Origin of the sequence: Rothia sp. HMSC061E04 (genome assembly GCF_001813685.1) — a bacterium.
Taxonomy (GTDB): domain Bacteria; phylum Actinomycetota; class Actinomycetes; order Actinomycetales; family Micrococcaceae; genus Rothia; species Rothia mucilaginosa.
Map to the genome: position 1 here is coordinate 283,904 of NZ_KV813698.1, position 26,193 is coordinate 310,096.

The window sequence follows — 26,193 nt, forward strand, 5'->3', positions numbered from 1 at the left end:
CAAGGAGACCCCAGCATGCGGAAGCTTTCGGAGGGTGAGAGGAGCCCCAAGCCACCCCGAAAATCTGCGCTGACTAGCCATAACATAGAAAACTCCCGCCGAATCCGGACAGATTCAGCGGGGGTTTTGAAGTATGAGACACCCGGAAGTCGTTAGACCCGAGTACACACTACACGGCAGGTTTTAGCCTTCGCGGTGAACCACAGCATGAGCGAAGGACTCCAGCGCAGCCTTCGCAGTGGACTCAGGCAGCGGAGCAATCGCGGCAATCGCGCGGTCCGCCCAGTCGTAGGCAATCTGCCATGATTCCTGGGTGACCGGGTGGGCGGCGAGCGCCTCCACCGCGGTCTCCAGAGCCTTGTCGGAGCTGAGGTCTACATCTAGCAGTGCACGAACCTTGATAGCAGATTCGTCGCCGGCGGCTACCGCGCGGTCCAGCAGGATGGTCGGCAGGGTCGGCACGCCCTCGCGCAGGTCGGTGCCGCGGGTCTTGCCGCTGGTCTTACCGTCGCTCACAATGTCGATGACGTCGTCAGCCAGCTGGAACGCCACGCCGACCAGCTCACCGTACGCCTTGACCATGGAGATAACATCTTCGGAAGCGCCCGAAAGCAGGGAGCCGTACTCGCCGGCAGCGGCAATCAGGGAACCGGTCTTACCCTCAATGACCGCGATGTAGTGGTCGAGCAGGTCCTGACCCTCACGGGGGCCGGTGGTCTCAAAGAGCTGGCCGAGCACCAGACGTTCGAAGGTCTGGGACTGAATCTTCATGGGGCGGGTACCCAGCTCGGACACCAGCAAGGATGCGCGGGAGAAGATCAGGTCGCCGGTGAGAATCGCGACGGAGTTGCCCCAAATCATCTGGGCGCTGTCCACGCCGCGGCGCTTGGGGGCATCGTCCATCACGTCGTCGTGGTAGAGGGTTGCCAGATGGGTCAGTTCAACGACCACGGCGGCTTCGATGACGTCATCGTTGATTTCGCCGTCTACGGCTGCGCAGAGCAACGCCAGCAGGGGGCGCACGCGCTTGCCACCCGCGGAGAGCAGGTGACGGGATGCGACATCCGCCAGGTGGTCGGTCTGCGCGATGGCTTCTGCCAGGCGCTCCTCAATACGTGCGAGAGAGGAGAGAATCTGCGGACCCAGCTTGGGGTCAGCGGCGATGAGTTCAAAGCCTGCGGGCAGTTTCAGGTCGAGGTCTCCCAGCAGGTCGGTTGCGGCAATGGGCTGCTCTGCGTTGCTCACGGTGTCTTCTATCTTCTTGGTGTTGGTGTCTTCGGTGGTGTGTGAACGCGGTGTCTATGCGTTGTGTGCTTCAGGCTTGAAACCGCGGTGAATGGCGACGATGCCGCCAGTCAGGTTGCGGTACTGCACGGAGGTGAAGCCCGCTTCCTTGAACTTCTGCGCCAGTTCCTGCTGGTTGGGCCAGGTGATGATGGACTCGGCGAGGTATTCGTAGGATTCGGGGTTGGAGGAGATTGCGCGGGCAATGGGCGGGATTGCCTTCATGATGTAGTTCTTGTAGACCGCGCCGAAGGGGGCGAAAATCGGGGTGGAGAACTCGAGGATGACGATGCGTCCGCCGGGCTTGAGCACGCGGTAGATTTCGCTCAGTGCCTTGGGGTAGTTGGCGACGTTGCGCAGGCCGTAGGACATGGTGACCGCGTCGAAGGTTTCGTCGTCGAAGGGTAGGGCGGTGACGTCTGCCTGCACGAAGGTCATGTCGGGGCGGCGGCGGCGGCCCACATCCAGCATGCCTTCGGAGAGGTCTGCTGCGATGACGTCCACGCCGGCGTCGGCGAAGGGTTCGGAGGAGACTCCGGTGCCTGCGGCTACGTCCAGCACTTTCTGGCCGGGGTGCGCGTCGACGGCTGCGACCGCCTGCTTGCGCCAGTAGATGTGCTGGCCGAGGGAGAGGATGCCGTTCATGAGGTCGTAGCGTTCGGCTACGGTATCGAACATGGCGGCGATGTCGCTGGTTTTCTTGTCTAGGGTTGCGCGGGTTGCGCGAGTGTTCTTCTCTGCGTTCACGTTCTCAATTGTGGCATGGAGGTTACTAGATTCGATAGTTGGGTAAACCGTAGTAGTGTCGCACGGTGCGTTAAGGTGCGTTCTGGAGTGGTTTTCGAGTTGCTAATTCTGGGTTTTATTCAGTTTTTGGGGGTGCGAATTATGCATATTCAGCAAAAATTTATGAATATTTATGTGTATGCTTGCATTTTTTAACATAGGCGCGCACAATAGACCATAGATTTCATAGAGCACACCCCACACAGGAGCATCCCAATGAACACCGCATCCCTCAAGAAGGCATCCCTCAAGCCCCTCGCACTGCTGGCAGTACTGTCCCTGGCACTGACCGGCTGTGTCTCCACCGCCAACGAGAACACCGACCCTAACGGCGAGGTCAGCCTCGTCAAGTCCGGCATCCTCAGCGTCTGCACCAACACCCCTTACAAGCCCTTCGAATATGAAGAAAACGGCACCATCGTCGGCCTGGATGCAGACATCGCCAACGCTATCGCCTCCGACCTGGGCGTGAAGGCTCAGCTGATCTCCATCAGCTTCGAGGGTCTGGACTCCGGTACCGGTCTTGCCACCGGTCAGTGCGATATCGCCCTGGCGGGTATCGGCGTGACCGATGAACGTAAGAGCAAGATGGAATTCACCACCGTCTACTTCGACGACAACCTGGCAATCCTGGTCCCCAAGGGTTCCTCCATCACCTCCGCCGCAGCCCTGAAGGGCGTGAGCGTTGGTGCGCAGCAGGCAACCAGCGGTGAAACCTACGCCAAGGAAAACGGTGCAGAGGTCATCCAGTACGAAGACACCTCCCTCATGTTCTCCGCTCTGAAGACCGGTCAGCTCAAGGCAGTCGCAGCGAACCTCTCCGTGGTGTCCGAGGCACTGACCAATGACCCGGACTCCTTCAAGATCGCCTACCAGGATTCCGAGAACACCGAGCAGATTGCCGCAGCAGTTTCCTCCGACAACAAGGCACTGCTGGCCAAGGCAAACGCTACCATCGCCAAGCTCAAGGAAAACGGCGAACTCGACAAGATGAAGGCCAAGTGGGTTGGTACCACTTCCTCCACCTCCGCGAGCGCCTCTTCCTCCGCTTCCTAAGAATCTAGCTGGTTAGTCTCTCCCCCAATTCAGGAGTACCCTTATTACTTTTGGGTTGGGGGATTCTCCGGCCTCTACCCTTGTGAGCGTATAAAACGCTCTTGACCGAACAGCACACGGATAAGAAAGCGCATGTCCTCTAAACTCTCACCCCGTCAGAAGCAGAAGCTCTTCCGCTACGCGCAGTACGCCCTTCTGGCAGTTATCGCCCTGGCAGCCATTCTTCTGGCTGATTGGAAGACCCTCAGCCAGCAGGTATTCAACCTGGATGTTGCGGCTAAGCAGTTCCCCGACGTCATCACCGTGGCGCTGAAGAACACCCTGCTGTACACCACCTTGGGCTTCATTGTGGGCCTCTCCGGCGGTCTACTGCTGGCGCTCATGCGTATTTCTTCCATCGCCCCCTACCGCTGGATTGCGACCCTGTACGTGGAGCTTTTCCGCGGTATCCCGGCACTGCTGGTCTTCTTCGCGTTCGGTTACGGCATTCCCCTGGCGTTCAAGATCCGCTTCGTGGATAACCTGATTCCGGTGACCCTGTCCCTGGGTATGGTTTCGGCAGCTTACATTAGTGAGGTTCTGCGTGCGGGTCTGCAGGCGATCCCGAAGGGTCAGATGGAGGCGGCACGCTCCCTGGGTATGTCCCACACTCGCGCGATGATTTCGATCATTATTCCTCAGGCGTTCCGAGTGGTTCTACCTCCGCTGACCAACGAGGTTATCCTGCTGACCAAGGACTCCTCCCTCGTGTACCTGCTGGGCGTGACGGTTTCTCAGTACGAGCTGGCGAAGTTCGGCCGTGAGGGCCTGACCGCCGCTAACGCGGGCCTGACTCCTCTGGTGGTTGCGGGTCTGTGCTACCTGATTATCACTGTTCCGCTGGGCCAGCTCTCCGCATACTTTGAGCGCCGCACCCAGCTTGCGGGCCGCAAGTAAGCGCAACGACAGATACGGATTACGGAAGATACTATGACTGTTTCAACTTCATCCATGGCCGCCTCCTCGGTGCGCATTTCTAACCTGCACAAGTCCTACGGCAAGGTTCAGGTTCTCAAGGGCGTTGACATGCAGGTCAAGCCGGGCGAGGTCGTGTGCCTTATCGGCCCTTCGGGTTCCGGTAAGTCCACCCTGTTGCGTTGCGTGAACCTGCTGGAGGAACCGAACGACGGCACCATCATGGTGGGCGATACCGAGGTCACCGACCCGGACGTAGACATTAACCGCGTGCGTACCCACATGGGTATGGTGTTCCAGCAGTTCAACCTGTTCGGCCACCTGAACATTCTGGATAACTGCACAATCGCTCAGATTAAGGTTCTGGGCCGTTCCAAGGCTGAGGCGGAGGCGGTTGCCCGCGAGCAGCTCGCCAAGGTTGGTCTGGAGGGCAAGGAAGACCGCTTCCCGGCTCAGCTGTCCGGTGGTCAGCAGCAGCGTGTGGCTATTGCACGTGCGCTGTCCATGAACCCGGACCTGATGCTCTTCGATGAGCCGACCAGTGCGCTCGACCCGGAGATGGTCGGCGAGGTTCTGAGCATTATGCGCAACCTTGCTGACGAGGGTATGACCATGATCGTGGTGACCCACGAGATGACGTTCGCCCGCGAGGTCGCCGATAAGGTCGTCTTCATGGCCGATGGCGTGGTCGTGGAGGAGGGCCCCGCCGATCAGGTGATTGGCAACCCCCAGCACGAACGTACTCGGGCTTTCTTGGCGCGCGTGCTCGATCCGACCCATGCCGTAGTAGACTAGTACTAGCTCTTGAAAAACATAGCGGGCGGTGCTGTACGAAACATTCTGTTTCGCGCAGCACCGCCCGCTTTTTAATGCTCTAGTTCGCCGCTATTTCGGTTCTAGAAGATACGGCGCGCCACCTTGTCAAAGAGACGGTCCGGTAGCACGGTATGCAGGAACACGGAGGGCTTAGCACCGAATCCCACCAGGTAGCGGGTCTTGGGGCGGCGTGCCTCCAACGCCCGCAGAATAGCGTTAGAGATAACCTTAGGCTCTGAGAGGTTGGAGGAGGGCGAGTAGAGCTTACGCATATTTGCCGCAACCCGCTGCGCCTGAGCCGCGTAGACACCGTTTCGGGAGGATTCCTCTAGGTGGTCTGCCGCGATGAGTCCCCAGGGGGTTTTGATGCCGCCGGGCTCGATAATGACCACGTCGATACCGGACTCTTCAACCTCCATGCGCAGTGCATCGCTGAACGCTTCGAGGGCGTACTTGGTGGCGTGGTACCAGGCACCCAGGGGCGAGGTAATACGCCCCGCCATCGAGGAGATGTTCAGGATGTGCCCGCTGCCCCGTGCGCGCATATGCGGCAGCACCAGCTGGGTGAGGCGCGCGAGGCCGAAGAGGTTCACCTCGAACTGGCGGCGTGCCTCGTCGATGGGGACGTCTTCAATGGCGCCGTAGGATCCGTAGCCTGCATTGTTGATGAGCACGTCAATGCGGCCTTCTGCGTCAATGATCTGCTGTACGGCGGCTTCCATGGATGCTTCATCGGTAACGTCCAGACTGAGCGCTTTCACACCCTCGGAGGCGAGCTCTTCAATCTTCTCAACGCGGCGGGCGGCACCGTAGACAGTGTAGCCGTAGCGCACCAGTAGCGGCGCCACGTCGTAGCCGATACCGGAGCTGGCGCCGGTGAGAAGAACGACGGGACGTTGCAGCGACTTGGGCATTGCGCATCCTTTCGGGTTGTTCCCTGTGATGATAGCGGAGGTGTACTTCTCAGGGTACGCCCGCGCGGGGTGTACGAGCGTGCAGAAAGCTCAGGGCGTAGCGTAAGGGTATTCTCGCGGGCATATGTGAGGGCAGGAAGGCATACAAAAGCTTGCCGCGGCATCCTGTGCAGATACGGCGGCGAGCTAATGTTTTTGGGTTAGGGGTTTTGGGGGCAGGGGTTTAGAGGTCGGGGATTAGACCTCTTCGACGTCAATATTGACCTTGGGTTCGGGGTGCGATTCGCCGGTCAGCATGGTCACTAGCAGGGTGGAGTCCTTCACGGCGCGCAGGGAGTGCAGCAGCTTGGCGGTCACGTGAATCGGCTTGCCGGGCACCAGGGTAATATCGCGGTCCTTCACGTGGAAAATCACCTCGCCCTTGAGCACCTGCACAAAGACGGGGTGTACGCTGTGGTGCTCGTGCCAGGACTGGCCTGCAGCCAGTTCCATGAGGGTCAGGTTGCCGCCGTCGGCATCAACAATCTTGCGAGCCTGGGGCTTATCTTCAAAGGGGGTCAGCGCTTCGGTGAGCTGGGGGAATACGAGGACGCGGCCTTCATGGGTACCTGCCATGGTACGCACCTTTCTCTTGAGGGGTGAGTGAAAGGGGGCGCGCAACCCCCTCCCTAATATTGGTATTAAAAATACTAAATTTCTTATATTGTATTCCCCTCCCCGCGCCGGGACAATGCCTCAGCTCACATCAAGCTGAAACACCCCGAGCAGGGAGGGGAACAACATCTACTGATAACTCCACACCTTCGAATAGGCGGAGCGATTACTATTACGCGGACGCAACAGGTTCACCATCAACGCCGTCGTACCAAAGCTCACCGCAATAATCATGCAGGTCGCTGCGGTAAAAGCACCGCCGGGAATCGGGGCAAAAATCGCAATCAAGTACAGAATCACCGCGCAGAACGACAGGAACAGCGTCGCAATCGTCATCAACGGCACCAGCACCAAACCGCCACGCGCCGGCACCGCAAAATCTGCCGGACGCACATAACGCAACACACCCATACCCACAACCGTCCAGATGGCGGTGACCAGAATAGCGGTCACCACATCCGCCGGGCGGTGCCAACCGTTAATAATCGTGGAGGCACCCGTCAGGCAGGTCGCCAATGCCGCGCAGAGAGCCACCGTGGGCCGCAAGAAACGAGGCGCCGCCAGGAAGAGCGCCGTGCCAGCCGCCGCCGCGAAGGTTGTGTGGCCACTGGGCGCCGAGTTGCTCAGCGCTTCCTGAACACCCAGGTCGGGCTTCACAATCAGGTAGTGCTTGAGCAGATACGTACTCGTCACCGCCGCAGCCGCGGCCAGCACACCAATCAGCGAAGGCAGGAACCGGTGCTTCCAAATCAGCACCGCAACCAGACCCAGCACGGCAATCACGCCGACAACCGCAGGAAGAGAATCCAGCGCCGTCAGGGTCGGGCCGCGGTAACTCTTGAACTGGTTCGCGTACTCGGTGTACGCCTGCTCATCAACCTGCTGGCCGGTCGCCGTGTAAATGAAGAACACGAACGCGCCGTAGAGAGACAGACCCAAGAACAGCAACGCCATCACGTGACGCATCAAAATACCGGTACTCGGAAGATGATGCACTTGCTCTTCGCCGGGACGATTCACCGGGCGGCCCGAAGCATCCACGGGAACCTGACCGGTCTGAACATACGCACCGTTCGGGTAGGCGGCGGCAGGATACGCCTCGGGAGGATAAGCCACCGGCTGCGGAGGCATCGCACGCATGGGAAGAGGCTGATGAGCACCCATCTGAGGCGCACCCATTGGGGAGGCACCCATCTGATTGTTCAGCGGGAAACCGCTCACCGGAGGCTTCGGCGGATCCAGGCGGCGCGTAGCCTGCATCGGTTCATCCGCACTATAGTTCCCCTGAGAAGCACGCTCCTGCGGCGAGGGAATCGTCTCAGGAATCTTAATGGGGGCGCGGTAAGCGCGCGGCAAAGGACGAGTCGCGCCAATAACCTCTGAAAGTTCGGGATACGAAGAAATAACTTCGGTATTCGCAGATTCAGCGTTCGCGGAACCGGTATTCATGGAACCTGCAGGCGCAGTTTTGTTAGCCGGCGAGGAATCGTAATCCGTCAAAACTTTCGTGCGGTCATCACTGTGCGTAGCGGCAGGGGTAGCCGTTTCGTGGGAGGTGAGCACCTGGGTAGCATCCTGATAATCAGAGAGCACCGCAGTCGGGTCCTGATAATCAGAGAGCACCGCAGTCTCATCAGAGGAAAACACCGTAGTGGGCGCATTGTCAGCAGCGGCCGCATGCACATCAGCGGGGTGAAGCACACTGGTAGCATCGAGGTTTTCGGAGCTCTCCCAACCGGAGTTTTCCGAACCCGATGTATTTGCCGGTGTTTTCTTCTTCATAACCCTTTGTACCTTCTCGCCCTCATGTCTGTTAGTGATACCCGAGCCCGCAGATGCCAGCCCCTCAAAACGGTAGCCCTCAAGCTGCCGTTTTATGCGAAGCACCGTCCGAGTTCTCGGGCGAATAACTACCTACTATCCCAGGTTTAACTACCTACTATTCCAGGTTAAGCTATGAAAAACTAAAGTTTTTTCGACCACAACCTGAGAGTTTCCAGAGAATGCGTGACAGGGTGCGAGCGCACCCGCCCGCCCCTAGAATGCTATGGTGAGCTCATAGCGCATCACAGAAGGGCAGATACCTTGAACACCAGTATGAGCGTGCCGCCTCTCGGCTACGGTTTTCACCTCACGAACACTCCCCTGCCGCCGCTGCAGGAGGTTCTGGAGAACCTGTTCACGGTCGAAATTCCGATGACGGTCACCTTCCGCGGGGTCAATAGCCGCCAGAGCGCGCTGATTTGCGGCCCGCACGGCTGGGGCGAGTTCGCGCCCTTCCTCGAGTATGGTGCGCAGGAATCTGCCGCGTGGCTTGCCTGCGCGCTAGAGGCGGCATGGTTGCCCACCCCGAAGCCGGTGCGTACGCGCATCCCGCTGAACGCGACCCTGCCTGCGGTGCCCGCCGAGCGTGTGCCGGAGGTGCTCGCCAAGTACGAGGGTGAGATTCAGGAACTGAAAATCAAGGTGGAGGAGAAGGGTCAGAGCCTCGCCGACGATATTGCGCGGGTAGCAGCCGCTCGCGAGGCGCTCCCGAATGCGCGCCTGAAGGTGGACGCGAACATGGGCTACACCCTCGCCGGTGCCCTTGATGCGCTGCGCAAGCTCTGCGAGTACGGCATTATCTACGCAGAGCAGCCCGTGGCATCCATTGAGGATATGGCTGCGCTCCGCTTTGCCATTGCTAAGGAGGGGCTGCCCGCCCGCATTGCCGCCGACGAATCGATTCGCAAGGCGGAAGACCCGCTGAAGGTGGCGCGCGCGAACGCCGCGGACCTGATGGTTATTAAGGCAGCGCCGCTGGGCGGTGTACGCCGTGCGCTCGCGCTGGTGGAGCAGGCGCAGCTTCCGGCGGTAGTGTCTTCTGCGCTGGAGTCTTCGGTGGGCATTGCCACCGGTGCCTCTCTGGCGGCCTCCCTACCGACCTTGAGGTACGGGTGCGGTCTGGGCACGGTCTCCCTCATGGCTGAGGACGTTACCGACGAGCCGCTCATCGCCCGCGACGGGTTCATGGATCTGCGCGCCATCACCCCCAGCCCGCAGCGCCTGGAGCGTCTTGCCACCGATGAGCAGACCCGCCAGTGGTGGGTGGAGCGCGTCACCGCCTGCTACCGGGTACTGGAACGCGCCTGCGGGCTATGAAGACTGTAATTTTCAAGGTCGCGCCTGTGAAGGGTAACCATAACTGAATGAAAAACCTTACGGCATTAGAATGGTACGGTGACTGAAAACCGCTCAACCCCCGCCATGCTCACCGCAGTATCCGTGCTCGATTCGCTGATTCGTGCCGGTATGCGGCATGTTGTCGTGTCTCCGGGATCCCGTAGCGCACCTCTTGCGTACGCTATTGCCGCCGCCGCTGAAGCCGGCGCGCTCATTGCGCACGTGCGCGTGGACGAGCGAAGTGCAGCCTTTACCGCCCTGGGTATTGCCAAGGCATCCGGTCAGCCCGTAGGCCTGGTGTGCACCTCCGGTACGGCACTGGGCGAGTACGTGCCCGCCGTCATGGAGGCCTACCACGCCGGCGTGCCCCTAGCGGTGCTGAGCGCGGACCGTCCGGTGCGTCTGCGCGGTAGCGGTGTGAATCAGACGACCCGTCAGGCGAGTTTTTTCCATCCTTTTGTGCGTGCTGAAGCCGATCTGACCTCCTATCCCGAGCAGGTGGAGGGCGAGCAGACTCAGGCTTTTGCCGCTTGCCTGAATGCGCTGACCGGTCGTAGCGCCGAGCACTGGCGCAAGCAGTCTGCCGAGCCGATTGGCCCGGTGCACCTGAACATTTGTTTCGATACGCCGCTGACCCCCTCGGGTCGTTTTGCGCAGATGCTGCCGCAGTGGGCACAGAGCCTGCTGGAGGATTACGACCCGCAGGCTGAGGGCCGCGCCCGCGCCGCCCACGCTGAGGGTTCCGGGCTCTCCAGCGCCGAGCAGCGTTGGCTTCTGGATTCTTTGGAGGCGCAGGCGGACCTTGCGGAGTTCACTCCGGCGCACCGCACCGTGGTGGTTGCCGCTGACGGTGCCGGCGAGTTTGCGGCGGAGTTCGCGCGCGTGCTGAACCTGCCGCTGTTCGCGGAGCCTTCCTCCGAGGCGCGCCACGGCGTAACCTCCATTCCTCACTACCCGCAGCTGCTCGCTGATGATTCGTTCGCCCCCGCCGCGCAGATTGAGCGTGTGGTGCTCTTCGGCCACCCGACGCTTTCGCGCCCGATTACGGCGCTGCTGGAACGCGAAGATATTCAGTGCGCGTTCTACACCCCGCGCCGCGCCAGCTGGTACGAGCCGGGCGCCCGCTCCTTCGTGGAACTGTCGACCCCGCACGAGCTCGCCGAGTTTGCGTGCGCATCCTCTGCTACCGCTGATGAGCTGGTGGACGAGCTGAGCTGGCTAGAGCAGTGGGTTGAGCCCGCCCGCAAGCTACAGGATGAGTGCCTGCACGCCATTGCCGCCTACGAACACCCCGATGCCGAGAGCTCGGTTGACTACACCGATTACCGCAACCGCACCGCTGGCCGCTCCTACGCCCGCCGCGTCTGGCAGGATGCGGTGGCTCAGTGCCGCCTGCTCGTACTGGGATCCTCAAACCTGGTGCGTGATTTGGATGCGGCAGCCCCCGCCCTGGGCGAGCCCGCCCCCGCGCGCGTGTTTGCTAATCGCGGTCTTGCCGGTATTGACGGCACGATTGCGACCGCTATTGGTGTGTCCCTGTCGGGCTACTACCCTGCCGGCGTGGATGAGAACTCCCGCCCGGTCATTGGCGGCGCCGCGTTGCCGGTGACCCTGCTGTGCGGTGACCTGACTTTCCAGCACGATGTGTCCTCACTAAACCTGCCGAATACTGAGCTTCTGCCCGAACTGCGGGTTGAGGTCTTTGACGATGCCGGCGGCGGTATTTTCACGACCCTTGAACACGGCGATATGGCTCGTCAGAAGCAGTTCACCGCCGCTGTGAATCGTTTCTTCACGGTGGTTGCCGCCCCGAATACTGATCTGGCGCGCATGGCTGCCGGTTTTGGTACCGAATCGGGCATTGAGGTGCGCATTCACACGCCCTAAAGCCGTTTCTAAAGGCTGCAGGCTAAGCCCCGTGCGCAGGGTTGACCGATATACTGAAAACTACCTGTGCCGTAGCCTTCCGTGGCTGAAAGCTAGCCGGTTGTAGCGGTTTCACTCGCCGCTGCATTCGCGTTTTTCTGCGCGCCTGCTGACGCAAGGCACCCTATCTATCATTTATTGACATTCACGCTCTCGCCGCTGATGCACACCGCCCGCGACCCGAGGTTTTACCCCGGTGAGCCCGGTGCCTGCGGCGGGCGTTGCTCCCAAGGATTCTCATGAGCTCACTCGATATTATTGTTGCTGTCCCCTCCGGAGCCGGTTGGGTTCCCGTACACGCCATGGCGGAGCTTCTCGCCCGCTACACCGGCGGTACCGTCCACACCGTGGATGTGGGCGCATCCCTCAGCAAGGAAACGAAGCTTCTGGCGCGTCTGCCCCGCCTCAAGGGCGGCTCCAAGCGTTGCCTGGTGATTGCTTCTGATCCCGGTCAGCTGTACGCCATTTCGCAGCGTTCCTTCGCGTTCCGCCGCTACGGCGCAATCTACGGCTGGGTGATTGATAGCTTCTGGGATGACCGTATTCCCGCGGTGGCTAAGTCCTCCACCTACGACCGTATTTTCGTTGCGGACGTTGACGACGTTCAGCCCTGGACTGCCGCGGGCGTGAAGACTCCCGGCGTTCTGCCCTGGGGTGCGGATGTTTGGAGTGCTTTCTCTGACCGTCTGGCTGCGCTGGGCTCGAAGAGCACCGACCTGCTGCGCGTGGGCCGTCAGCCCGCCGCCTACGAAGATGACGAGGCGACCGCCGCCCTCGCCGGCGAGCTGGGTCTGAGTTTTAAGGGCCGCCCGCCCTTCGGTGCAAATGACCGCGAGTCGGCTCAGCACCTGCAGGATTCGCTGAACCGCGCGAAGTTCCTGCTGGCGTTCTCCACTTCGGTCAGCCCGGCGCCATACACTCACCCGACCAAGGAGTACATCACCGGTCGTTGGACCGACGCCCTGGCTTCGGGCGTGACCGTGGTCGGCAAGGTTCCGAACACCACCACCGTGCGTGAAATTCTTTGGGATGGCGCAACCATCGACATTGATCACGCGGATGCACGCACAGGCCTCGCGCAGGTTGCCGATGCGGTCTCCCGCTGGACTCCGGCGCAGGGTGAGCTGCAGATTCGTCAGGCGCTGCAACACCTGGATTGGCGTCATCGTTTCGTGCAGCTGTGCGAGGCAATGGGTGAAGTCCCGGCTTCTTTGGCAGCTGATTGCGAGGCAATGCACGCCCAGTACGTTCAGCGCTAAATACGTGCCCTAAGGTTATGGGTATATAAAAGGTGAGGGCTGGTTTCTATCATAGAAACCAGCCCTCACCTGTATTTGTGCCCCATGAGGCATATTGCATACGGGGTTTTAGTACGAAGCCTGACCCAGAGTAATCGGACCCGTGAAACCACTGGTATCCGGGTGATCCGCCTCCAGGTACGCCGCTACTGGTGCGCCTTCAAGCTGAGCCAAACGATCCAGCAGGAAGCGCGTAGCACCCGGTGCATACGGCAGCTTATACATTGCCGCGGTCGTCGCCTCGTCATCACGATTTAAAGTGGAGGAACGAATCGACTCAATAGCGGTCACCATGGTGTTACGCTCACGCTCCACGAAGGTGCGGTCTACCGGCTCACCGTTACCGGGCACAAACACGCGGTAGCGATCAAATTCGAGCACGGCACCGAGAGTATCAATCCAACGGTCGGGGAAAGAATCCTCAAAGTAGGGGTCGGTACCCTCTTCAATCAGACCGCCCATGAACAGCACGTCCTCAACACCGACCATAATGTCACCGTCGGTGTGGCCGGGACCCATGTACATGAGGGTTACGCTACGCTCACCCAGGTCGATGGGGGTGAAAGTGATGCCGTCGCCCCTATTGGCGACCAGGCGGTTGGGAACAACAATATTGGTGGCGGCACCCTGATTGTGTGCCATTTCCGGTTCCAGCGTCTCGACGTAGGGACGCTGCGCCTCACCGTATTTACGGATTGCACGCGCGGCGCGAGGATGCGCCCAGAATTCTTCGGTACCCATTGCCGCGAAAACATCGTTGCCGAAGAAACGCTCATAGTGTCCGTGAGTGTTTACAACGGTAATAGGAAGGCGCGTGAGACGGCGAACCTCATCATAAATTTCGGTTGCCTGACGGGGACCTGCGCCGGTATCTACGACTAGTGCACGGTCCAGTCCGAGGACCAGGCCGGTGTTCAGTCGGTAGTTGTCGGTCGCAATGCGGTACACGCCGTCTGCGAGTTCAATAGTACGAGCCATAGATACAACCCTACTGGAATTTTTAGCGGCTGAGGAGTTATTCGGGCTTCAGAGAACAGAAATTTACGGTTCGGTAACAATTCAAGGCAATGAAAGTGCATTATTTTGCGCAAACTTATCTCTAGCAACAAGAAAGTGGTGAGCCTTATCAACCTCTCCGGCTTGTTTGAACAGCACATCATCGCCAAAGGAGCCCCTCGAAAAGTCCGGCGCGCATCCGTAGAAGCAATATTTATGCCACGATGCCACTCAACCTAGAGTCGTGCGCACGGTTAACCCGCATCTAACACCCCTATAGGATAGGAGTATGACTTCTTCCCCGACCTCGTCTTCCACCCCTTCGAACCTGCCTTTCCCCAGCGGTACCGGACGCTACGCCCCCTCCCCCTCGGGGGATTTGCATCTGGGCAATTTGCGTACCGCTATTTTGGCGTGGGCGATGGCTCGCCGCGGTGGCAAACCCTTCTATCTGCGCGTGGAGGATCTAGATCGCGTGCGCCCGGGTGCCGCAGAGCGTCAGATTGCTGATTTAGCGGTGCTGGGTCTGGATTGGGATGCAAGCCCTGGTACCCCGGCAGCCGGTGCCCCGACAGAGCGCGTTGAGGGCAGCGAAAGCGCCGAGGGCAAGGAAGTAGGTGTGCTGTACCAGAGCACGCGCCTTGCTGCCTATGAGCAGGCGCTTGCGCAGCTGCGCGAGGCAAACCTCGTCTATGAGTGCTTCTGTACCCGCCGCGAAATTCAGGAGGCGTCGAGCGCCCCGCACGGTGCGCCGGGCGCATACCCGGGCACCTGCCGTGAGCTGAGCAAAGCGCAGCGGGAGGAGCGCCGTGCTCAGCGTTCGCCGGCTCTGCGTCTGCGTGCCGAGTGCACGAGCTACACGGTGCAGGATGATTTTTACGGTGCTTACACGGGGCTGGTGGATGATTTTGTGCTGGTGCGCAATGACGGCACCTACGCCTATAACTTGACCTCGGTGGTGGACGATGCATTTGTGGGGGTTGAGCAGATTGTGCGCGGTGATGATCTGCTCCCTTCGGCGCCTCGCCAGTCGTATTTGGCGCAGCTTTTGGGTTTGACGCAGCCACGTTACGCTCACGTGCCGCTGGCGCTTAACGAGGGGGGTAAGCGCCTGGCGAAGCGTGACGGTGCGGTGACCCTGCCGCAGCTGCGCGAGGCGGGTGTCGAGATTCCGACGATTTTGGGTTGGATTGCCGCGTCTATTCCGGTGTATAACGCTGATGGCTCCGCCCATTCCGCGGATGTTCCGGTGCCTAATGCGGCGGCGATTTTGGAGCGTTTTGACCCGGCTCGTATGGCTTCTGAGCCATGGGTCGTGAGGGATCTCTAAGCCTCTGTGACATTGTTGTGTAACAGTTCAACACTCCGAACGGCTTTTAAATTTTTCGTTTAATTCGTTTTAGATGCATATGCCATTGAGCGTTTGCGTTGCTTTTCAACTACATATCTTTCACTCAAGTGCCCGAAACCCTGAAATCCAGGGATTTTTCGGGCACTTTTTCGCACACGCTCCCACAGCACCCCACCTGTACGACCACAAAATTTACACAGCAAACACATATTTATTCCACAGCTTCTCATTCCTAGACGTCAAATAGACTTTATTTTCAGCCCTTCAAAGCCTAGACTGTATCCTATGCCACTCATAAAGTTATGGGGTAGCGCATAAATACACACAGGCGCACACTATCACCAGGAGAGAAGGAACATTATGGCCGCGAGTACATACCAGGTCATCGCGCTGGCGATTTATTTTGTTGCCATGATCGCAATCGGCCTATGGGCAAATAGCAAAAACAACAGTCTTGACGACTATGTGCTGGGCGGGCGACAGCTCTCCCCCACCGTCGCCGCTCTCTCAGCGGGCGCCTCCGATATGTCCGGTTGGCTCCTCATGGGTCTTCCCGGCGCCGTCTACCTCAGCGGTCTCTCCCAGGCGTGGCTCGCCGTCGGTCTGACCATCGGCGCATGGTGCAACTGGAAGTTCGTGGCACCGCGACTGCGTAGCTACACCGAAGTAGCAGGCGACGCCGTGACCGTCCCTGTCTTCCTGAGCAACCGCCTCCATGACACCAAGCGCGTGCTGCGCATCGTCTCCGGCGTCGTGATTCTGGTGTTCTTCACCTTCTACGTCTCCTCCGGCATGGTGTCCGGCGGCCTGTTCTTCAAGTCCTCCTTCGGACAGGAATACCACACCGGTATGCTCCTGCTGGCAGGCATCACCGTGTTCTACACCTTCTTCGGCGGCTTCATGGGCGCATCCTACACCGACATGGTTCAGGGCCTGCTCATGCTCGCAGCACTCATTGCCGTTCCGGTCGTCACCATTATTGACCTCGGCGGCGTGGGCCCCGTGGTTGAGTCCATCAGCCAGGTAAGCCCCGATGCGCTGAGCCTCTTCGCAGGCACCACCTTCGCCGGTATCGTTTCGTCCCTCGCATGGGGTCTGGGCTACTTCGGCCAGCCGCACATTATCGTGCGTTTCATGGCGCTGCGCACCCCCGCAGACGCTAAGTCCGGCCGCCGCATCGGCATCAGCTGGATGGTCCTGACCGTGTTCGGCGCACTGAGCGGCGCATTCATGGGTATCGCATACTTTGCACGCCACCCCGAAGCATCCCTCACCAACCCGGAAACCGCTGAGTCGGTCTTCCTGGACCTCTCCCAGATTCTGTTCCACCCCCTCATTGCGGGCCTGATTCTGGCTGCGGTTCTGGCGGCAATTATGTCCACCCTCTCCTCGCAGCTGATCGTGTGCTCCTCCGCTCTGGTGGAGGACCTCTACGGCATCTTCTCCTCGAAGAAGCTCAGCGCATCCAAGTCCCTGTGGCTCGGCCGTGCAGGCGTGGCAATCGTGGCACTGGTCGCCGGTGCCCTGGCATGGAACCCCAACAGCTCCATTCTGCAGCTGGTCGCATTCGCTTGGGCTGGATTCGGTTCGGCATTCGGCCCGACCGTTTTGCTCTCCCTCTACTGGCGTAAGCTGACCACCCAGGGTGCACTCGCCTCCATGATCACCGGTGCCGTTGTGGCATTCGCATGGGGCCAGAGCCCGATGAAGTCCGTGCTCTACGAAATGGTTCCCGGCTTCGCGTCGGCAATGCTGGTCGCAATCATCGTCTCCCTGGTCACCTACAAGAAGAACCAGGTCATTGACGAAGAGTTCGACCGCGCGGTAGAGCTCGCAAAGGTCAAGTAACCCCTAGGTAACCAAGACCGGGTAAGGTTCCTTACCCAATCTCTAAGGCCCGGGCCGCACACACGCGGTCCGGGCCTTCATATATGCCCGGGCAACGTAGAATAGGGTCTATGACTGCACAACTTCCCGAAAAGGTCTCGGACATCTTCAACCCCGCCGACTGGCGCGTCGTCGAAGGCTTCGAAGACTTCACCGACATCACCTACCACCGCCAGGTTGAGCGCGACGAAAACGGCGAAATCCTACGTGATCTGCCCACCGTGCGCATCGCATTCGATCGCCCCGAGGTCCGCAACGCATTCCGCCCGCACACCGTGGACGAACTCTACCGCGCCCTCGACCACGCCCGCATGACCTCCAACGTAGGCACCGTGCTGCTCACCGGCAACGGCCCCTCCGCCAAGGACGGCGGCTGGGCATTCTGCTCCGGCGGCGACCAGCGCATCCGCGGCCGCGACGGCTACCACTACGCCAGCGGCGACACCGCAGAAAGCATTGACCCGGCACGCGCAGGCCGACTGCACATTCTGGAAGTGCAGCGCCTCATCCGCACCATGTCTAAGGTCGTTATCGCCCTCGTCTCCGGCTGGGCTGCAGGCGGCGGCCACTCCCTGCACGTGGTTGCTGACCTGACCATCGCTTCCGAAGAGTACGGTAAGTTCAAGCAGACCGACGCAACCGTCGGTTCCTTCGACGCAGGCTACGGTTCGGCGCTGCTCGCACGCCAGGTGGGTCAGAAGTTCGCCCGCGAAATCTTCTTCCTCGCCAAGGAATACGACGCACAGCGCATGTACGAAATGGGCGCAGTCAACGACGTCGTCCCCCACGCAGAGCTCGAGAACAAGGGCCTGGAATACGCAGCGCACATTGCCCGCCAGTCCCCGCAGGCAATCCGCATGCTCAAGTACGCCTTCAACCTGCCCGACGACGGCATGCTCGGCCAGCAGGTCTTCGCCGGCGAGGCAACCCGCATGGCATACATGACCGACGAGGCCGTGGAGGGTCGCGACGCGTTCTTGCAGAAGCGTGACCCGGACTGGTCCAACTACCCCTACTACTTCTAAGAGACAGCCCCTTCTACAGAAGTAGTTTCAGATGCATAGGCTCGGAGCCGGATTCAACCCTGAGAACCTCAGCTAAGAATCCGGCTCCGGCGCATTTGATGCCGCCCCGGCATATGACACCGGCATATGACGCCGGCGCATAACAGCACGCAGCCGCTACAAACAGCCGCTAAGGATTTAGCCATGATGAACACCCCCGCACCCGGGCTCATGCCCTCACCCGCCCCGCAGGAGGCTGCCCTGCACCCGCAGGCGGTACAGGTGCGCGCCAATCAACCCGCCGACCCTCACGCCATGCTGAGTGCCTTTGAGCAGCTACTGGGCGGGTACGCGGCGGATGCGGCTGCGGGGCCTATCGCCCTGGTGGTGGGAACCTCCGGATCCACCGGAACCCCCAAACGCACCGCGCTGACCGCGCGAGCTCTTGCCGCCAGTGCGGCAGCCACCGAACGCTTCTTCGACTCAAACTCCGATGCGGCATCGCAGTGGCTCCTGGCTCTTCCGGCGCACTATATTGCTGGCGCGCAGGTGCTCGCCCGCTCCGTGCTCGCAGGCACCGCCCCGGTCATTGCCCGCTCCGTCATTGAGCCCGTGCACTTTAGCCCCGAGGTGTTCCTGCAGGCGGTTGAGCGCATGAGCTCGGCACGCCGGTTTATCTCCCTGGTGCCCACCCAGCTCCATAAGCTGCTCGAAAGCGCGGACACCGATCCGCACCTGGGCGCTGAAATTCATGAGACGCTCAGCTCCTTCACCGGCATCCTGCTCGGAGGCGCCCCCGCCAGCGCCGACCTGCTCGCCGCCGCCACCGCCCTGGGGCTGAACACGGTGACCACCTACGGCAGTGCCGAAACCGCCGGCGGATGCGTCTACTCCGGCTCCGTACTGCCCGGCGTGAGGGTGGAGCTCGTACCCGAAGAAGGTATGCCCGCCGTGCCGGATACCGGTGGGAAGCCCGCACAGGTGGGTCGTATTTGGATCAGCGGCGCGCACCTCGCCAGCGGCTACATTGGCGACGCCGCCCGCACCGCCGAGCATTTCTTCACCGCCGCCGACGGCACCCGCTGGTACCGCACCGACGACTACGGTCTATTAGCTCCCGACAGCAACAAGAACTGTAGTGAGCAACGCCTGCAGGTGCTCGGCCGCAGCGACGACGTACTCATCAGCGGAGGCGTAAAAATCTCCGCCCGCGCCGTGGCGACTGTCCTCGAAGAGCACCCCGCCGTACGCGAAGCCTGCGTAGTCGGCCTGCCCGATGCCCGCTGGGGCACAGCCATTGCCGCCGCGGTCACGCTCGTACCTTCTGCCGGTGCAGCGGCTGCACCTACCGAGAATCGCCCCGCCCTGAACGAAGAACTCTGCGCCCTGCTGCGTGCCCGCTGCGCCGAAAAGCTCGGCGCCCCCGCCGCCCCCAAGCAGCTGAGCATCCTGCCGGATTTCCCGCTCACCAGCACCGGCAAGCCGGACCGCGCAGAAATATACAGTATCCTGGACAGAGACTACCGTCAGGGCTAAAGCAGGCTCATCCGCGGGTTTTCACCCCGCACACGCAGCCGCCCGCACGCCCTGACCGTCACGCACAAAACCCACGCATCATACGCATTTAGACCCGGAAGGAACCCCCGTGGCAACTGCCGCCCAATGGATTGAAGGCGCTCGCCTGCGCACCCTGCCGCTCGCCGTCGCCCCCATTATTGCCGGCTCAGCTGCCGCCTACGAGGTCAACGAATTCAAGCCGCTCTACGCGTTCTTGGCGTTCCTTGTCGCGTTCTTCCTGCAGGTCGGCGTGAACTATGCCAACGACTACTCCGACGGCATCAAGGGCACCGACGAAGACCGCGTGGGTCCGCTACGCCTCGTCGGTTCCGGCGTGGCAAGCCCCCGCTCCGTCAAGTACGCCGCCTTCGCCTGCTTCGGCCTGGCGATGCTTGCCGGTCTTGCCCTGGTGGCTCTGGCGAACCAGTGGTGGTTCCTGGCGATTGGCGCCTCCAGCGTCTTCGCGGCGTGGGGCTACACCGGCGGCAAGCACCCCTACGGCTACATGGGCCTGGGCGACGTGTTCGTCTTCGTCTACTTTGGTCTGGTTGCGACCCTGGGCACCCTCTACACGCAGGCACACACCCTGACCCTGCTCGGCTGGGTTGGTGCTATCGGCATTGGTCTGATTTCCTGTGCGCTGCTCATGGCGAATAACGTACGTGACATTCCCACCGACATTGAGGCGGGCAAGCTGACCATGGCGGTCCGCCTGGGCGAACGCTGGTCTCGCATCACCTACATCGTGGAGATGGCGTTGGCACTGGGTCTGGGCGTACTCCTGCTCGATGAGAACCCCTGGTTCCTGCTGATCTTCCTGTTGGTCGGCCCGACCATCCACTCCTGCGTGACCGTATGGACGCGCGGCGGCCGCGACCTGATTCCCGTGCTCAAGCAGGCGGGTATTGTGGCGCTCGTGTACTCGGTTATTCTTGCCCTCGCCGTGTGGCTGGGCTCGCTGGATATTATTAGCCACGAGGTTCAGGTGTTCACCGGCTACTAAGCCGGCTTCCGGTTCTGCACTACCTCGCATCGGGCTCTTTTACCGTGCCATTACGCCGTTGGCGGGCACCCGGTTCATAGTTCCGCAATAACGCGGCGGTATGTCATAGTAGTGCTTATGATTCGAGCCATGCTGATTATTGGCGGCGCCGCCCTCATCGTGGGGCTGACCCTTTACACCCTCTTGGACGCCGTCCGCACCCCCGCACACGAGGCGCGAACCCTGCCCAAGTGGCTGTGGGTTCTCGTCACCCTGCTCTTCCCCGTGGTGGGCCCGCTCATGTGGCTTATCCTGGGCCGCCCCAAGGCACAGCCAGCAGCACAGCCCGCAGCAGGCACTCCTCGCCCCGGCTTCGGTCAGCGACGCAGCTCCCCGGCGCCCTCGGTGTCTTCCCCCGACGACGATGAAGAGTACCTGCGCTGGCTCAAAGCAAAAGCAGAACGCGAACGCCGCAGCCGCGAAGCAGAATCGAACAACAAGCAGGACCCCGAGCATAAGAATCCTGAGGACGGCACGCCGAATCAGGGTAACGGGCAGAACTAGTCAGGACAGTTAGGTTTGCAGCTCGTGCGCCCTCAAGGTTTACAGCAAGAGGCTGTGAGCGCATCCGCAACGGATGGGCTCACAGCCTCTTCTCTATGCTCAAAAACAGCTTCAGGAACTAGCTACCGGATGTTTTAGCTACCGGGTAGCTGAATCACGCCACCGTACAGCGGCGCCGCTGGCTCCGAATACCCCACAAAATGCGGCATCTCATGCTCAAAATCAGTGGTGCTAAACGCCAGAGTCGTAATCGACGCCAGGTTGCACTCACGGGCACGCGGGTCATGCTGCAGCATGCGGCCCTCAACGCCCAGGCGAGTAATCCAAATCGGCAGCTGGTGCGACACAATAATCGCCTCCGCACCCTCGCCGCCGCGCTCGTAGGCGGTACGCGCCGCATCCTGAACAGCCGCAGCCATACGGCGAATCTGATCCAGGTACGACTCACCCCAGGAGGGGCGCGCCGGGTTGTATAGCTTCGTCCAGTGACGCGGGTTCCTCAGCAGCTCCTGCGCGTTCACATGCAGACCCTCAAAGTAGTTATCCGCCTCAATGACGCGCTCATCCGGCTGCGCGGTCAGGCACAGCAGCTCCTCAACCGGGGCGGCAGACTCACGGGTACGCTGCAACGGCGAGCAGACCAGATGCACGAAACGGGCACCGCGCTCAGCACGAGCCGCGAACTCCTCAGCGCTCAGACGCACCATCTGCTGGCCTTTATCGGACAGGCGGTAGCCGGGCAGACGGCCGTACACGATACGCTCGGGGTTGTGCACCTCGCCGTGACGCATGAGGTGAACTTTAATGGTGGAAGTTTCAGTCATAATCCCAGTCTCTCAGATAGCGCGCCGCGCCCCAAACAGGTGACCCGCACATACCCTCTACAAATACAAAACCCGGCCCGCAAAAACTGTAGGAACGCAAAAACCCCGCCTCTCCATACGGAGGGCGGGGCGAAAGAAGTCTATTTACTTCTTGTTGCGGCGCTGGTGGCGGGTCTTACGAAGCAGCTTGCGGTGCTTCTTCTTGGACATACGCTTGCGGCGCTTCTTGATAACGGAACCCATAGGATTTCCTCACTTTACTCGTACCCGGCCGAGCCATTCGACTCGGTAGCTACCCGGGGATATTTATACCGGTATAACCGATCCAAAACGCATTTTAGGCACAGAAATACCCTTGCGTTTTAGAGCGCTACCTACCTAGAGTACTAGGTTTACCCCCATTTTCACCATTCGAGAGCGGCTTTTCAGGAGTTTTTCCCTGAATTTCCGCTTTTCCCGCGGGTATATTGAGGATATCTCGGGGCGAAAACGGGGATTCGGTAGCCCTAACGGCGCTTCTTCTTCGACTTCTTCGAGCCCTTAGCACCGCCATGAGACAGCACCGAACCGGAAGAAGCTACAGCAGCATCAGGAGTACTCTCCTCAGCCGGGGAGGCGGCCTCTACCGATTCCTGCGCGGGATCAGAAGCCTCAGCGGGTTCTTCAACCGGCTCTTCCACCGAAACCTCTTCAATGGCGCTTTCCTCAGCAGCCTCTTCTTCAACCGCCGCGTGCAACGCCTTCAAACGCTCAGCACGCTCAGCCTCGGCACGAGCTAGCGCCTCCTCATCAATGACGGGCTGAGGCTCAGGCTGGGACTCGGGCTTCGTTTCAGCCTTCAGAACCTGCTTCTTCTCGGCGCTCTCCTGCGCTTCGTCATGCTCAGGCTCGTACACATCCACACCGAAGAAACGCTTCATCTTCGAGAAGATACCGCCGCGCTCCTGCACCGGCTCATCATGCGGAAGCTTCTCGTAGGTATCGTGAATGGTCGCAGCCGCCTCAAGACGGGTAGGCTCAGCAGGCTCAGCAGCGGGCGCCTCCTGGCGCGCAGGTGCACGCAGAACCTTCTCAGCCGACTCAGACTCCGCAGGCGCCGCGGCAGTCACAACAGCCGCAGGACGGGCGGTACGGGCAGGCGCAGTCAGCACCTTACTGCGATCCACGGGCTTAATGATGGTCGCACGCACCGGAGAAATAATCTGACCGCTACGACGACGCGGAGCCGCCGTAGAAGCACGCAGAACCTTCGCGGGGCTCTCAGCCTCTTCCTGCGCGTAAGCATCAGGGACGCTCGGCAACTGACCGCTGGGGGTCTGGGAGCTGAGAGTCTGCGAGCTGAGGGGCTGGGAAGCGAGAGTCTGGGAGGCCGGCGCCTGGACACCAGATACCGGAGCCGCAGAAGCAGCGGGGGCAGTCTGCGCTACCGGAGTGCTGCGGCGCGGGGTACCGAAGCTCAGCGGCACATCGGGGCTCACCGAATGAGCGGCAGGCTGCGCGGGAGCAGCATGAGCTGCAGCAGATGCGGGCTGAGCAACAGCGGGAATGGAACGTTCTACCCTGTCAGAAGCAGAAACATCCGCACCAGTTGTAGTCTCAGCAGAGGTATCAGTCGGCGCGGAGGGAATCTCAGACGCCGTCTCCTCAATGTAGACAATCTCAACGTGGGCAGCCTCGGATTCAGACTGCTCATACTCCACGTCAGCAGACTGCGCAGACGCCGCAGCAGAAACCGGAGCAGGAACCTGAGTCGGCTCAGCAGACGCCGCAACAGGAGCCTCAGCGGCAGGAAGTGCCCCCACATCGGCGAAGGACGCATCGTCCTGCATCAAATCGTCAAAGTCATCAGCGGCAAACTCATCCACATCAACCGGCGCAAATTCAGAAGCAATCGGCTCACCCGGCAGACCATTCGCAGAGGTTGCCTCCTGCTCCAGGTCAATACCGGCGTCGGAATACATGCCGCGCAGCTGACCAATCACCATGGCACGCGCAGTCGCAGCGTCGCCAGCCTTCAGAGCCTCCGCAATGGCGCGACTCTCAGCACGCAGACGCTCCACAGCGCTACTCCACAGCGGCATACGACCCACCAGCGACAGCATCGACTCAAAGCTAGGCTGACGCACCGATGCGAGCAGACCCACCAGCAGCTCATTACCGGCACAACGCATCACCTGGTGGTGGAACGTCAACAGAAGCTCCAGGAAGTCACGAATCGACAGATCGAAATCTTCCATCTGCTCCAGGACCTCGTCCATCTCCGCGAAGGAGGCGGTCTTCGGGTCAATACGCGCAATCGCCCAGCTTTCCAGCAGAATACGGGTCTGCACCAGATCACGAGTCGGGTAACGCGAGCTGGACATGTGCAGGCGCAGAGCGGCACTCGCGGCAGCGGCAGGCTCATCACTCAGGTGCACCAGCATTTCCTTGCCGCGGCCGTTGTACAGCTGCACCAGATCCATATCTTCCAGGGTGCGTAGAGCCTCGCGGGTGCGGGAACGACTCACACCAATAGCGCGTGCAATCTCGCTATCGCTGGGCAGGTCCTGGCCCAGCTGAATGTTACCCTCGAACAGTTCGTTCTCGAGCCAGCGCAGAATTTTACGATGAATAGCCACGTGAATGCGTCTTTCGGTTAGATAAAGGTGAGTGAGAGTGTGTGTGCTTTATCGATGAGTTATGCCGGAGGTTGAACGGCGTCAGGGCGCGTCTTAGCGGCGGCGGCCACGTAGGAAGCCGAAGAGGCCACCGCGGTGGTTGTCCTTTGCCTCGGTACTGGTCGTCTCAGTGCTGGGGCGGTACACCGAATCGTAGGCGGGCATGGTCTGATACTCGGTCTCCTCAGAGGAAGCCTCAGACGTGTCTTCAGCCTTGTCAGACTCTTCTACGGCGGTCTTCTCGGGGGCAGATTCTTCAACTGCTGGCTTCTCAGTAGCTACGGTTTCTTCAACCGGGGGCTTCTCCTCAGCCTTTTCTGCGGGCTGTTCGTTGACAGTCTTCTCAGCCACCGCGGGCTCCTCGGCAGCAGGAGCTTCGGGGGTCACAGCAATAGGCTGAATCGAACCACCCACAACTGCAGCGGGGTCGGTGCCATAAGACACCGCAGCCGCAGGCTGAGGGAATACCACCGGCTTCTGCGCTACGACAGGCTTAGCCTCAGTGGTCTTGGTGGTCTCAGTGGGCTTCACCTCAGCAGGTGCCGCAGGGGTAGCGGGCTGGGCGGGGGTTGCAGATGCTGCGGGGGTCACCCCAGCGTCGTAGCCGTACGATGCGGGAGTGAAGGGGCGCATCGGGGTGCTATCCGCTGCCTCTTCCTGCGAGGTGGGCTCAGCAGTGGTCTTCTCAGCAGATGCTTCGGAGGTGGCGCTTTCGGATGCCTGGTCCGCCGGGCGCGAGTAGATGCGTGCGCTCGGGGTCAGGTACTGGGCGCGGGCGCGCTGAATGCGTGCCTGCTCGATTTCCTCAGCGGAGGGAGCCTCAACGGCAAGAGTCTCCGAGTCGGTCGCCTCGGATTTCTCCGCGGTTTCGCTCTTCTCGGATGCAGCCGGCGCAGTTACAGTCGGTGCCGCCGCAGCGAGTGCAAGCTTCTGAGCGGGCTCTTCGGCTACGGGCTTCGGAGCGCTCTTTTCAGAGGTCTTCTCAGCCGTCGCCTTATCGGAGGCAGATGCAGTCACGCCACCGGGCAGTGCCACGGGTACGTGCGCCTCATTGGACTGGTGTGCAATCTGAACGGTCTCGTTAATCCACTCGGTCACGGTGGCGAACACATCCGGGTTCAGGGAGTAGAGGCGACGCTGCCCCTCCACGGTCACGGAGACCACATCTGCATCGCGAAGGACTTTCAGGTGCTTTGAAATGGTCGGCTGGCTCATGCCCAGCTTTTCAACCACTGCGCCCACCGTGTGGGTTTGCTCAGCGAGAATACGCACAATTCGGCGGCGAGTCGGATCCGCGATGACAGAAAAAACATCAGAATGCATATAGCGATTATGACATATAAAGTAGCGCCTCAAGCTTAGAATGAGGCTGATACAGAAATTACCTTCAAAAATTCTGAAAGCCCCCTGAACACTAGCCCAACATGGAGCCCTGAAAGGGAGAAAAGCATAAAGTGTCTATCACATCTAATGAAGATTTCCTGTATCTCATCCTAGGCATATGCGAGCCACTCAAACCCT

General features: G+C 60.5%; 22 protein-coding genes. 12 read left to right on the forward strand and 10 right to left on the reverse strand.

Features of this window, described 5'->3' with window-relative positions; genetic code table 11:
- Positions 1-183 precede the first annotated feature (183 nt).
- Together HMPREF2927_RS04085 and HMPREF2927_RS04090 are read right to left on the reverse strand one after the other, a co-directional pair.
- Positions 184-1,245: a polyprenyl synthetase family protein gene (locus HMPREF2927_RS04085; RefSeq protein ID WP_070685769.1), complete on the reverse strand. Its 1,062-nt coding sequence runs from the start codon at positions 1,243-1,245 to the stop codon at positions 184-186.
- Between the two features lie 54 nt (positions 1,246-1,299).
- Positions 1,300-2,031, reverse strand: coding sequence for a demethylmenaquinone methyltransferase (locus HMPREF2927_RS04090; RefSeq protein WP_070685771.1), 732 nt, complete (start codon positions 2,029-2,031; stop codon positions 1,300-1,302).
- Between the two features lie 255 nt (positions 2,032-2,286).
- On the opposite strand from HMPREF2927_RS04090, the gene HMPREF2927_RS04095 reads away from it, so the two are divergent.
- From HMPREF2927_RS04095 to HMPREF2927_RS04105, 3 genes are all read left to right on the forward strand, one after another.
- Positions 2,287-3,126, forward strand: a complete 840-nt coding sequence (locus tag HMPREF2927_RS04095) for an ABC transporter substrate-binding protein (protein WP_070685773.1) — start codon at positions 2,287-2,289, stop codon at positions 3,124-3,126.
- A 132-nt stretch (positions 3,127-3,258) separates the two neighbouring features.
- Complete coding sequence (locus HMPREF2927_RS04100) at positions 3,259-4,062, forward strand: amino acid ABC transporter permease (RefSeq protein ID WP_070685775.1); 804 nt, start codon at positions 3,259-3,261, stop codon at positions 4,060-4,062.
- A gap of 33 nt (positions 4,063-4,095) precedes the next feature.
- Positions 4,096-4,875, forward strand: a complete 780-nt coding sequence (locus tag HMPREF2927_RS04105; RefSeq protein WP_070685777.1) for an amino acid ABC transporter ATP-binding protein — start codon at positions 4,096-4,098, stop codon at positions 4,873-4,875.
- A gap of 101 nt (positions 4,876-4,976) precedes the next feature.
- Here HMPREF2927_RS04105 and HMPREF2927_RS04110 read toward each other — a convergent pair whose 3' ends face one another.
- From HMPREF2927_RS04110 to HMPREF2927_RS04120, 3 genes are all read right to left on the reverse strand, one after another.
- The gene (locus HMPREF2927_RS04110; protein WP_070685780.1) at positions 4,977-5,810 is read right to left on the reverse strand and encodes an oxidoreductase; all 834 of its coding nucleotides are present in this window, start codon (positions 5,808-5,810) and stop codon (positions 4,977-4,979) included.
- Between the two features lie 237 nt (positions 5,811-6,047).
- On the reverse strand, positions 6,048-6,425 hold the full coding sequence (locus HMPREF2927_RS04115; protein WP_005504776.1) for a cupin domain-containing protein: 378 nt from the start codon (positions 6,423-6,425) through the stop codon (positions 6,048-6,050).
- 168 nt (positions 6,426-6,593) lie between these two features.
- Positions 6,594-8,246, reverse strand: coding sequence for a phosphatase PAP2 family protein (locus HMPREF2927_RS04120; RefSeq protein WP_070685782.1), 1,653 nt, complete (start codon positions 8,244-8,246; stop codon positions 6,594-6,596).
- Positions 8,247-8,561: 315 nt separating this feature from the next.
- Here HMPREF2927_RS04120 and HMPREF2927_RS04125 point away from each other — a divergent pair, with 315 nt between their 5' ends.
- The 3 genes from HMPREF2927_RS04125 (at position 8,562) to HMPREF2927_RS04135 (ending at position 12,811) form a co-directional block, all read left to right on the forward strand.
- Positions 8,562-9,605, forward strand: a complete 1,044-nt coding sequence (locus HMPREF2927_RS04125) for an o-succinylbenzoate synthase (RefSeq protein WP_070685784.1) — start codon at positions 8,562-8,564, stop codon at positions 9,603-9,605.
- Positions 9,606-9,683: 78 nt separating this feature from the next.
- On the forward strand, positions 9,684-11,513 hold the full coding sequence (gene menD / locus HMPREF2927_RS04130) for a 2-succinyl-5-enolpyruvyl-6-hydroxy-3-cyclohexene-1-carboxylic-acid synthase (RefSeq protein ID WP_070685786.1): 1,830 nt from the start codon (positions 9,684-9,686) through the stop codon (positions 11,511-11,513).
- 278 nt (positions 11,514-11,791) lie between these two features.
- Positions 11,792-12,811, forward strand: coding sequence for a glycosyltransferase (locus tag HMPREF2927_RS04135; RefSeq protein WP_070685788.1), 1,020 nt, complete (start codon positions 11,792-11,794; stop codon positions 12,809-12,811).
- A 108-nt stretch (positions 12,812-12,919) separates the two neighbouring features.
- Here HMPREF2927_RS04135 and HMPREF2927_RS04140 read toward each other — a convergent pair whose 3' ends face one another.
- Positions 12,920-13,828, reverse strand: coding sequence for an MBL fold metallo-hydrolase (locus tag HMPREF2927_RS04140; RefSeq protein ID WP_070685790.1), 909 nt, complete (start codon positions 13,826-13,828; stop codon positions 12,920-12,922).
- Between the two features lie 307 nt (positions 13,829-14,135).
- On the opposite strand from HMPREF2927_RS04140, the gene gluQRS reads away from it, so the two are divergent.
- From gluQRS to HMPREF2927_RS04170, 6 genes are all read left to right on the forward strand, one after another.
- Positions 14,136-15,176 (forward strand): tRNA glutamyl-Q(34) synthetase GluQRS, encoded by a 1,041-nt coding sequence (gluQRS, locus tag HMPREF2927_RS04145; protein ID WP_070685792.1) that lies wholly within the window; start codon positions 14,136-14,138, stop codon positions 15,174-15,176.
- A gap of 381 nt (positions 15,177-15,557) precedes the next feature.
- Positions 15,558-17,045: a sodium/proline symporter PutP gene (gene putP, locus HMPREF2927_RS04150; RefSeq protein WP_070685793.1), complete on the forward strand. Its 1,488-nt coding sequence runs from the start codon at positions 15,558-15,560 to the stop codon at positions 17,043-17,045.
- 110 nt (positions 17,046-17,155) lie between these two features.
- Complete coding sequence (locus HMPREF2927_RS04155) at positions 17,156-18,109, forward strand: 1,4-dihydroxy-2-naphthoyl-CoA synthase (protein ID WP_070685795.1); 954 nt, start codon at positions 17,156-17,158, stop codon at positions 18,107-18,109.
- 183 nt (positions 18,110-18,292) lie between these two features.
- Positions 18,293-19,624, forward strand: coding sequence for an AMP-binding protein (locus HMPREF2927_RS04160; RefSeq protein ID WP_070685797.1), 1,332 nt, complete (start codon positions 18,293-18,295; stop codon positions 19,622-19,624).
- 109 nt (positions 19,625-19,733) lie between these two features.
- Complete coding sequence (locus tag HMPREF2927_RS04165) at positions 19,734-20,648, forward strand: 1,4-dihydroxy-2-naphthoate polyprenyltransferase (protein ID WP_005508295.1); 915 nt, start codon at positions 19,734-19,736, stop codon at positions 20,646-20,648.
- A 117-nt stretch (positions 20,649-20,765) separates the two neighbouring features.
- Positions 20,766-21,191 (forward strand): PLD nuclease N-terminal domain-containing protein, encoded by a 426-nt coding sequence (locus HMPREF2927_RS04170; RefSeq protein WP_070685799.1) that lies wholly within the window; start codon positions 20,766-20,768, stop codon positions 21,189-21,191.
- Between the two features lie 134 nt (positions 21,192-21,325).
- Here HMPREF2927_RS04170 and HMPREF2927_RS04175 read toward each other — a convergent pair whose 3' ends face one another.
- The 4 genes from HMPREF2927_RS04175 to HMPREF2927_RS04185 form a co-directional block, all read right to left on the reverse strand.
- Positions 21,326-22,015 carry a histidine phosphatase family protein gene (locus tag HMPREF2927_RS04175; RefSeq protein WP_070685801.1) on the reverse strand — a complete coding sequence of 230 codons (690 nt, stop codon included), beginning with the start codon at positions 22,013-22,015 and terminating at the stop codon, positions 21,326-21,328.
- A 144-nt stretch (positions 22,016-22,159) separates the two neighbouring features.
- Positions 22,160-22,258 (reverse strand): 30S ribosomal protein bS22, encoded by a 99-nt coding sequence (locus HMPREF2927_RS08910; RefSeq protein WP_005504750.1) that lies wholly within the window; start codon positions 22,256-22,258, stop codon positions 22,160-22,162.
- Positions 22,259-22,521: 263 nt separating this feature from the next.
- Positions 22,522-24,633, reverse strand: coding sequence for a FadR/GntR family transcriptional regulator (locus HMPREF2927_RS04180; protein ID WP_070685803.1), 2,112 nt, complete (start codon positions 24,631-24,633; stop codon positions 22,522-22,524).
- A gap of 93 nt (positions 24,634-24,726) precedes the next feature.
- Complete coding sequence (locus tag HMPREF2927_RS04185) at positions 24,727-25,995, reverse strand: metalloregulator ArsR/SmtB family transcription factor (RefSeq protein ID WP_070685805.1); 1,269 nt, start codon at positions 25,993-25,995, stop codon at positions 24,727-24,729.
- Between the last annotated feature and the right edge of the window lie 198 nt (positions 25,996-26,193).

Coding starts and splice junctions, on each gene's coding strand:
- HMPREF2927_RS04095 (WP_070685773.1), top strand. CDS start 2,287: ATGAACACCGCATCCCTCAAGAAGGCATCCCTCAAGCCCCTCGCACTG.
- HMPREF2927_RS04100 (WP_070685775.1), top strand. CDS start 3,259: ATGTCCTCTAAACTCTCACCCCGTCAGAAGCAGAAGCTCTTCCGCTAC.
- HMPREF2927_RS04105 (WP_070685777.1), top strand. CDS start 4,096: ATGACTGTTTCAACTTCATCCATGGCCGCCTCCTCGGTGCGCATTTCT.
- HMPREF2927_RS04110 (WP_070685780.1), bottom strand. CDS start 5,810: ATGCCCAAGTCGCTGCAACGTCCCGTCGTTCTTCTCACCGGCGCCAGC.
- HMPREF2927_RS04115 (WP_005504776.1), bottom strand. CDS start 6,425: ATGGCAGGTACCCATGAAGGCCGCGTCCTCGTATTCCCCCAGCTCACC.
- HMPREF2927_RS04120 (WP_070685782.1), bottom strand. CDS start 8,246: ATGAAGAAGAAAACACCGGCAAATACATCGGGTTCGGAAAACTCCGGT.
- HMPREF2927_RS04125 (WP_070685784.1), top strand. CDS start 8,562: ATGAGCGTGCCGCCTCTCGGCTACGGTTTTCACCTCACGAACACTCCC.
- HMPREF2927_RS04135 (WP_070685788.1), top strand. CDS start 11,792: ATGAGCTCACTCGATATTATTGTTGCTGTCCCCTCCGGAGCCGGTTGG.
- HMPREF2927_RS04140 (WP_070685790.1), bottom strand. CDS start 13,828: ATGGCTCGTACTATTGAACTCGCAGACGGCGTGTACCGCATTGCGACC.
- gluQRS (WP_070685792.1), top strand. CDS start 14,136: ATGACTTCTTCCCCGACCTCGTCTTCCACCCCTTCGAACCTGCCTTTC.
- putP (WP_070685793.1), top strand. CDS start 15,558: ATGGCCGCGAGTACATACCAGGTCATCGCGCTGGCGATTTATTTTGTT.
- HMPREF2927_RS04155 (WP_070685795.1), top strand. CDS start 17,156: ATGACTGCACAACTTCCCGAAAAGGTCTCGGACATCTTCAACCCCGCC.
- HMPREF2927_RS04160 (WP_070685797.1), top strand. CDS start 18,293: ATGATGAACACCCCCGCACCCGGGCTCATGCCCTCACCCGCCCCGCAG.
- HMPREF2927_RS04170 (WP_070685799.1), top strand. CDS start 20,766: ATGATTCGAGCCATGCTGATTATTGGCGGCGCCGCCCTCATCGTGGGG.
- HMPREF2927_RS04175 (WP_070685801.1), bottom strand. CDS start 22,015: ATGACTGAAACTTCCACCATTAAAGTTCACCTCATGCGTCACGGCGAG.
- HMPREF2927_RS08910 (WP_005504750.1), bottom strand. CDS start 22,258: ATGGGTTCCGTTATCAAGAAGCGCCGCAAGCGTATGTCCAAGAAGAAG.
- HMPREF2927_RS04185 (WP_070685805.1), bottom strand. CDS start 25,995: ATGCATTCTGATGTTTTTTCTGTCATCGCGGATCCGACTCGCCGCCGA.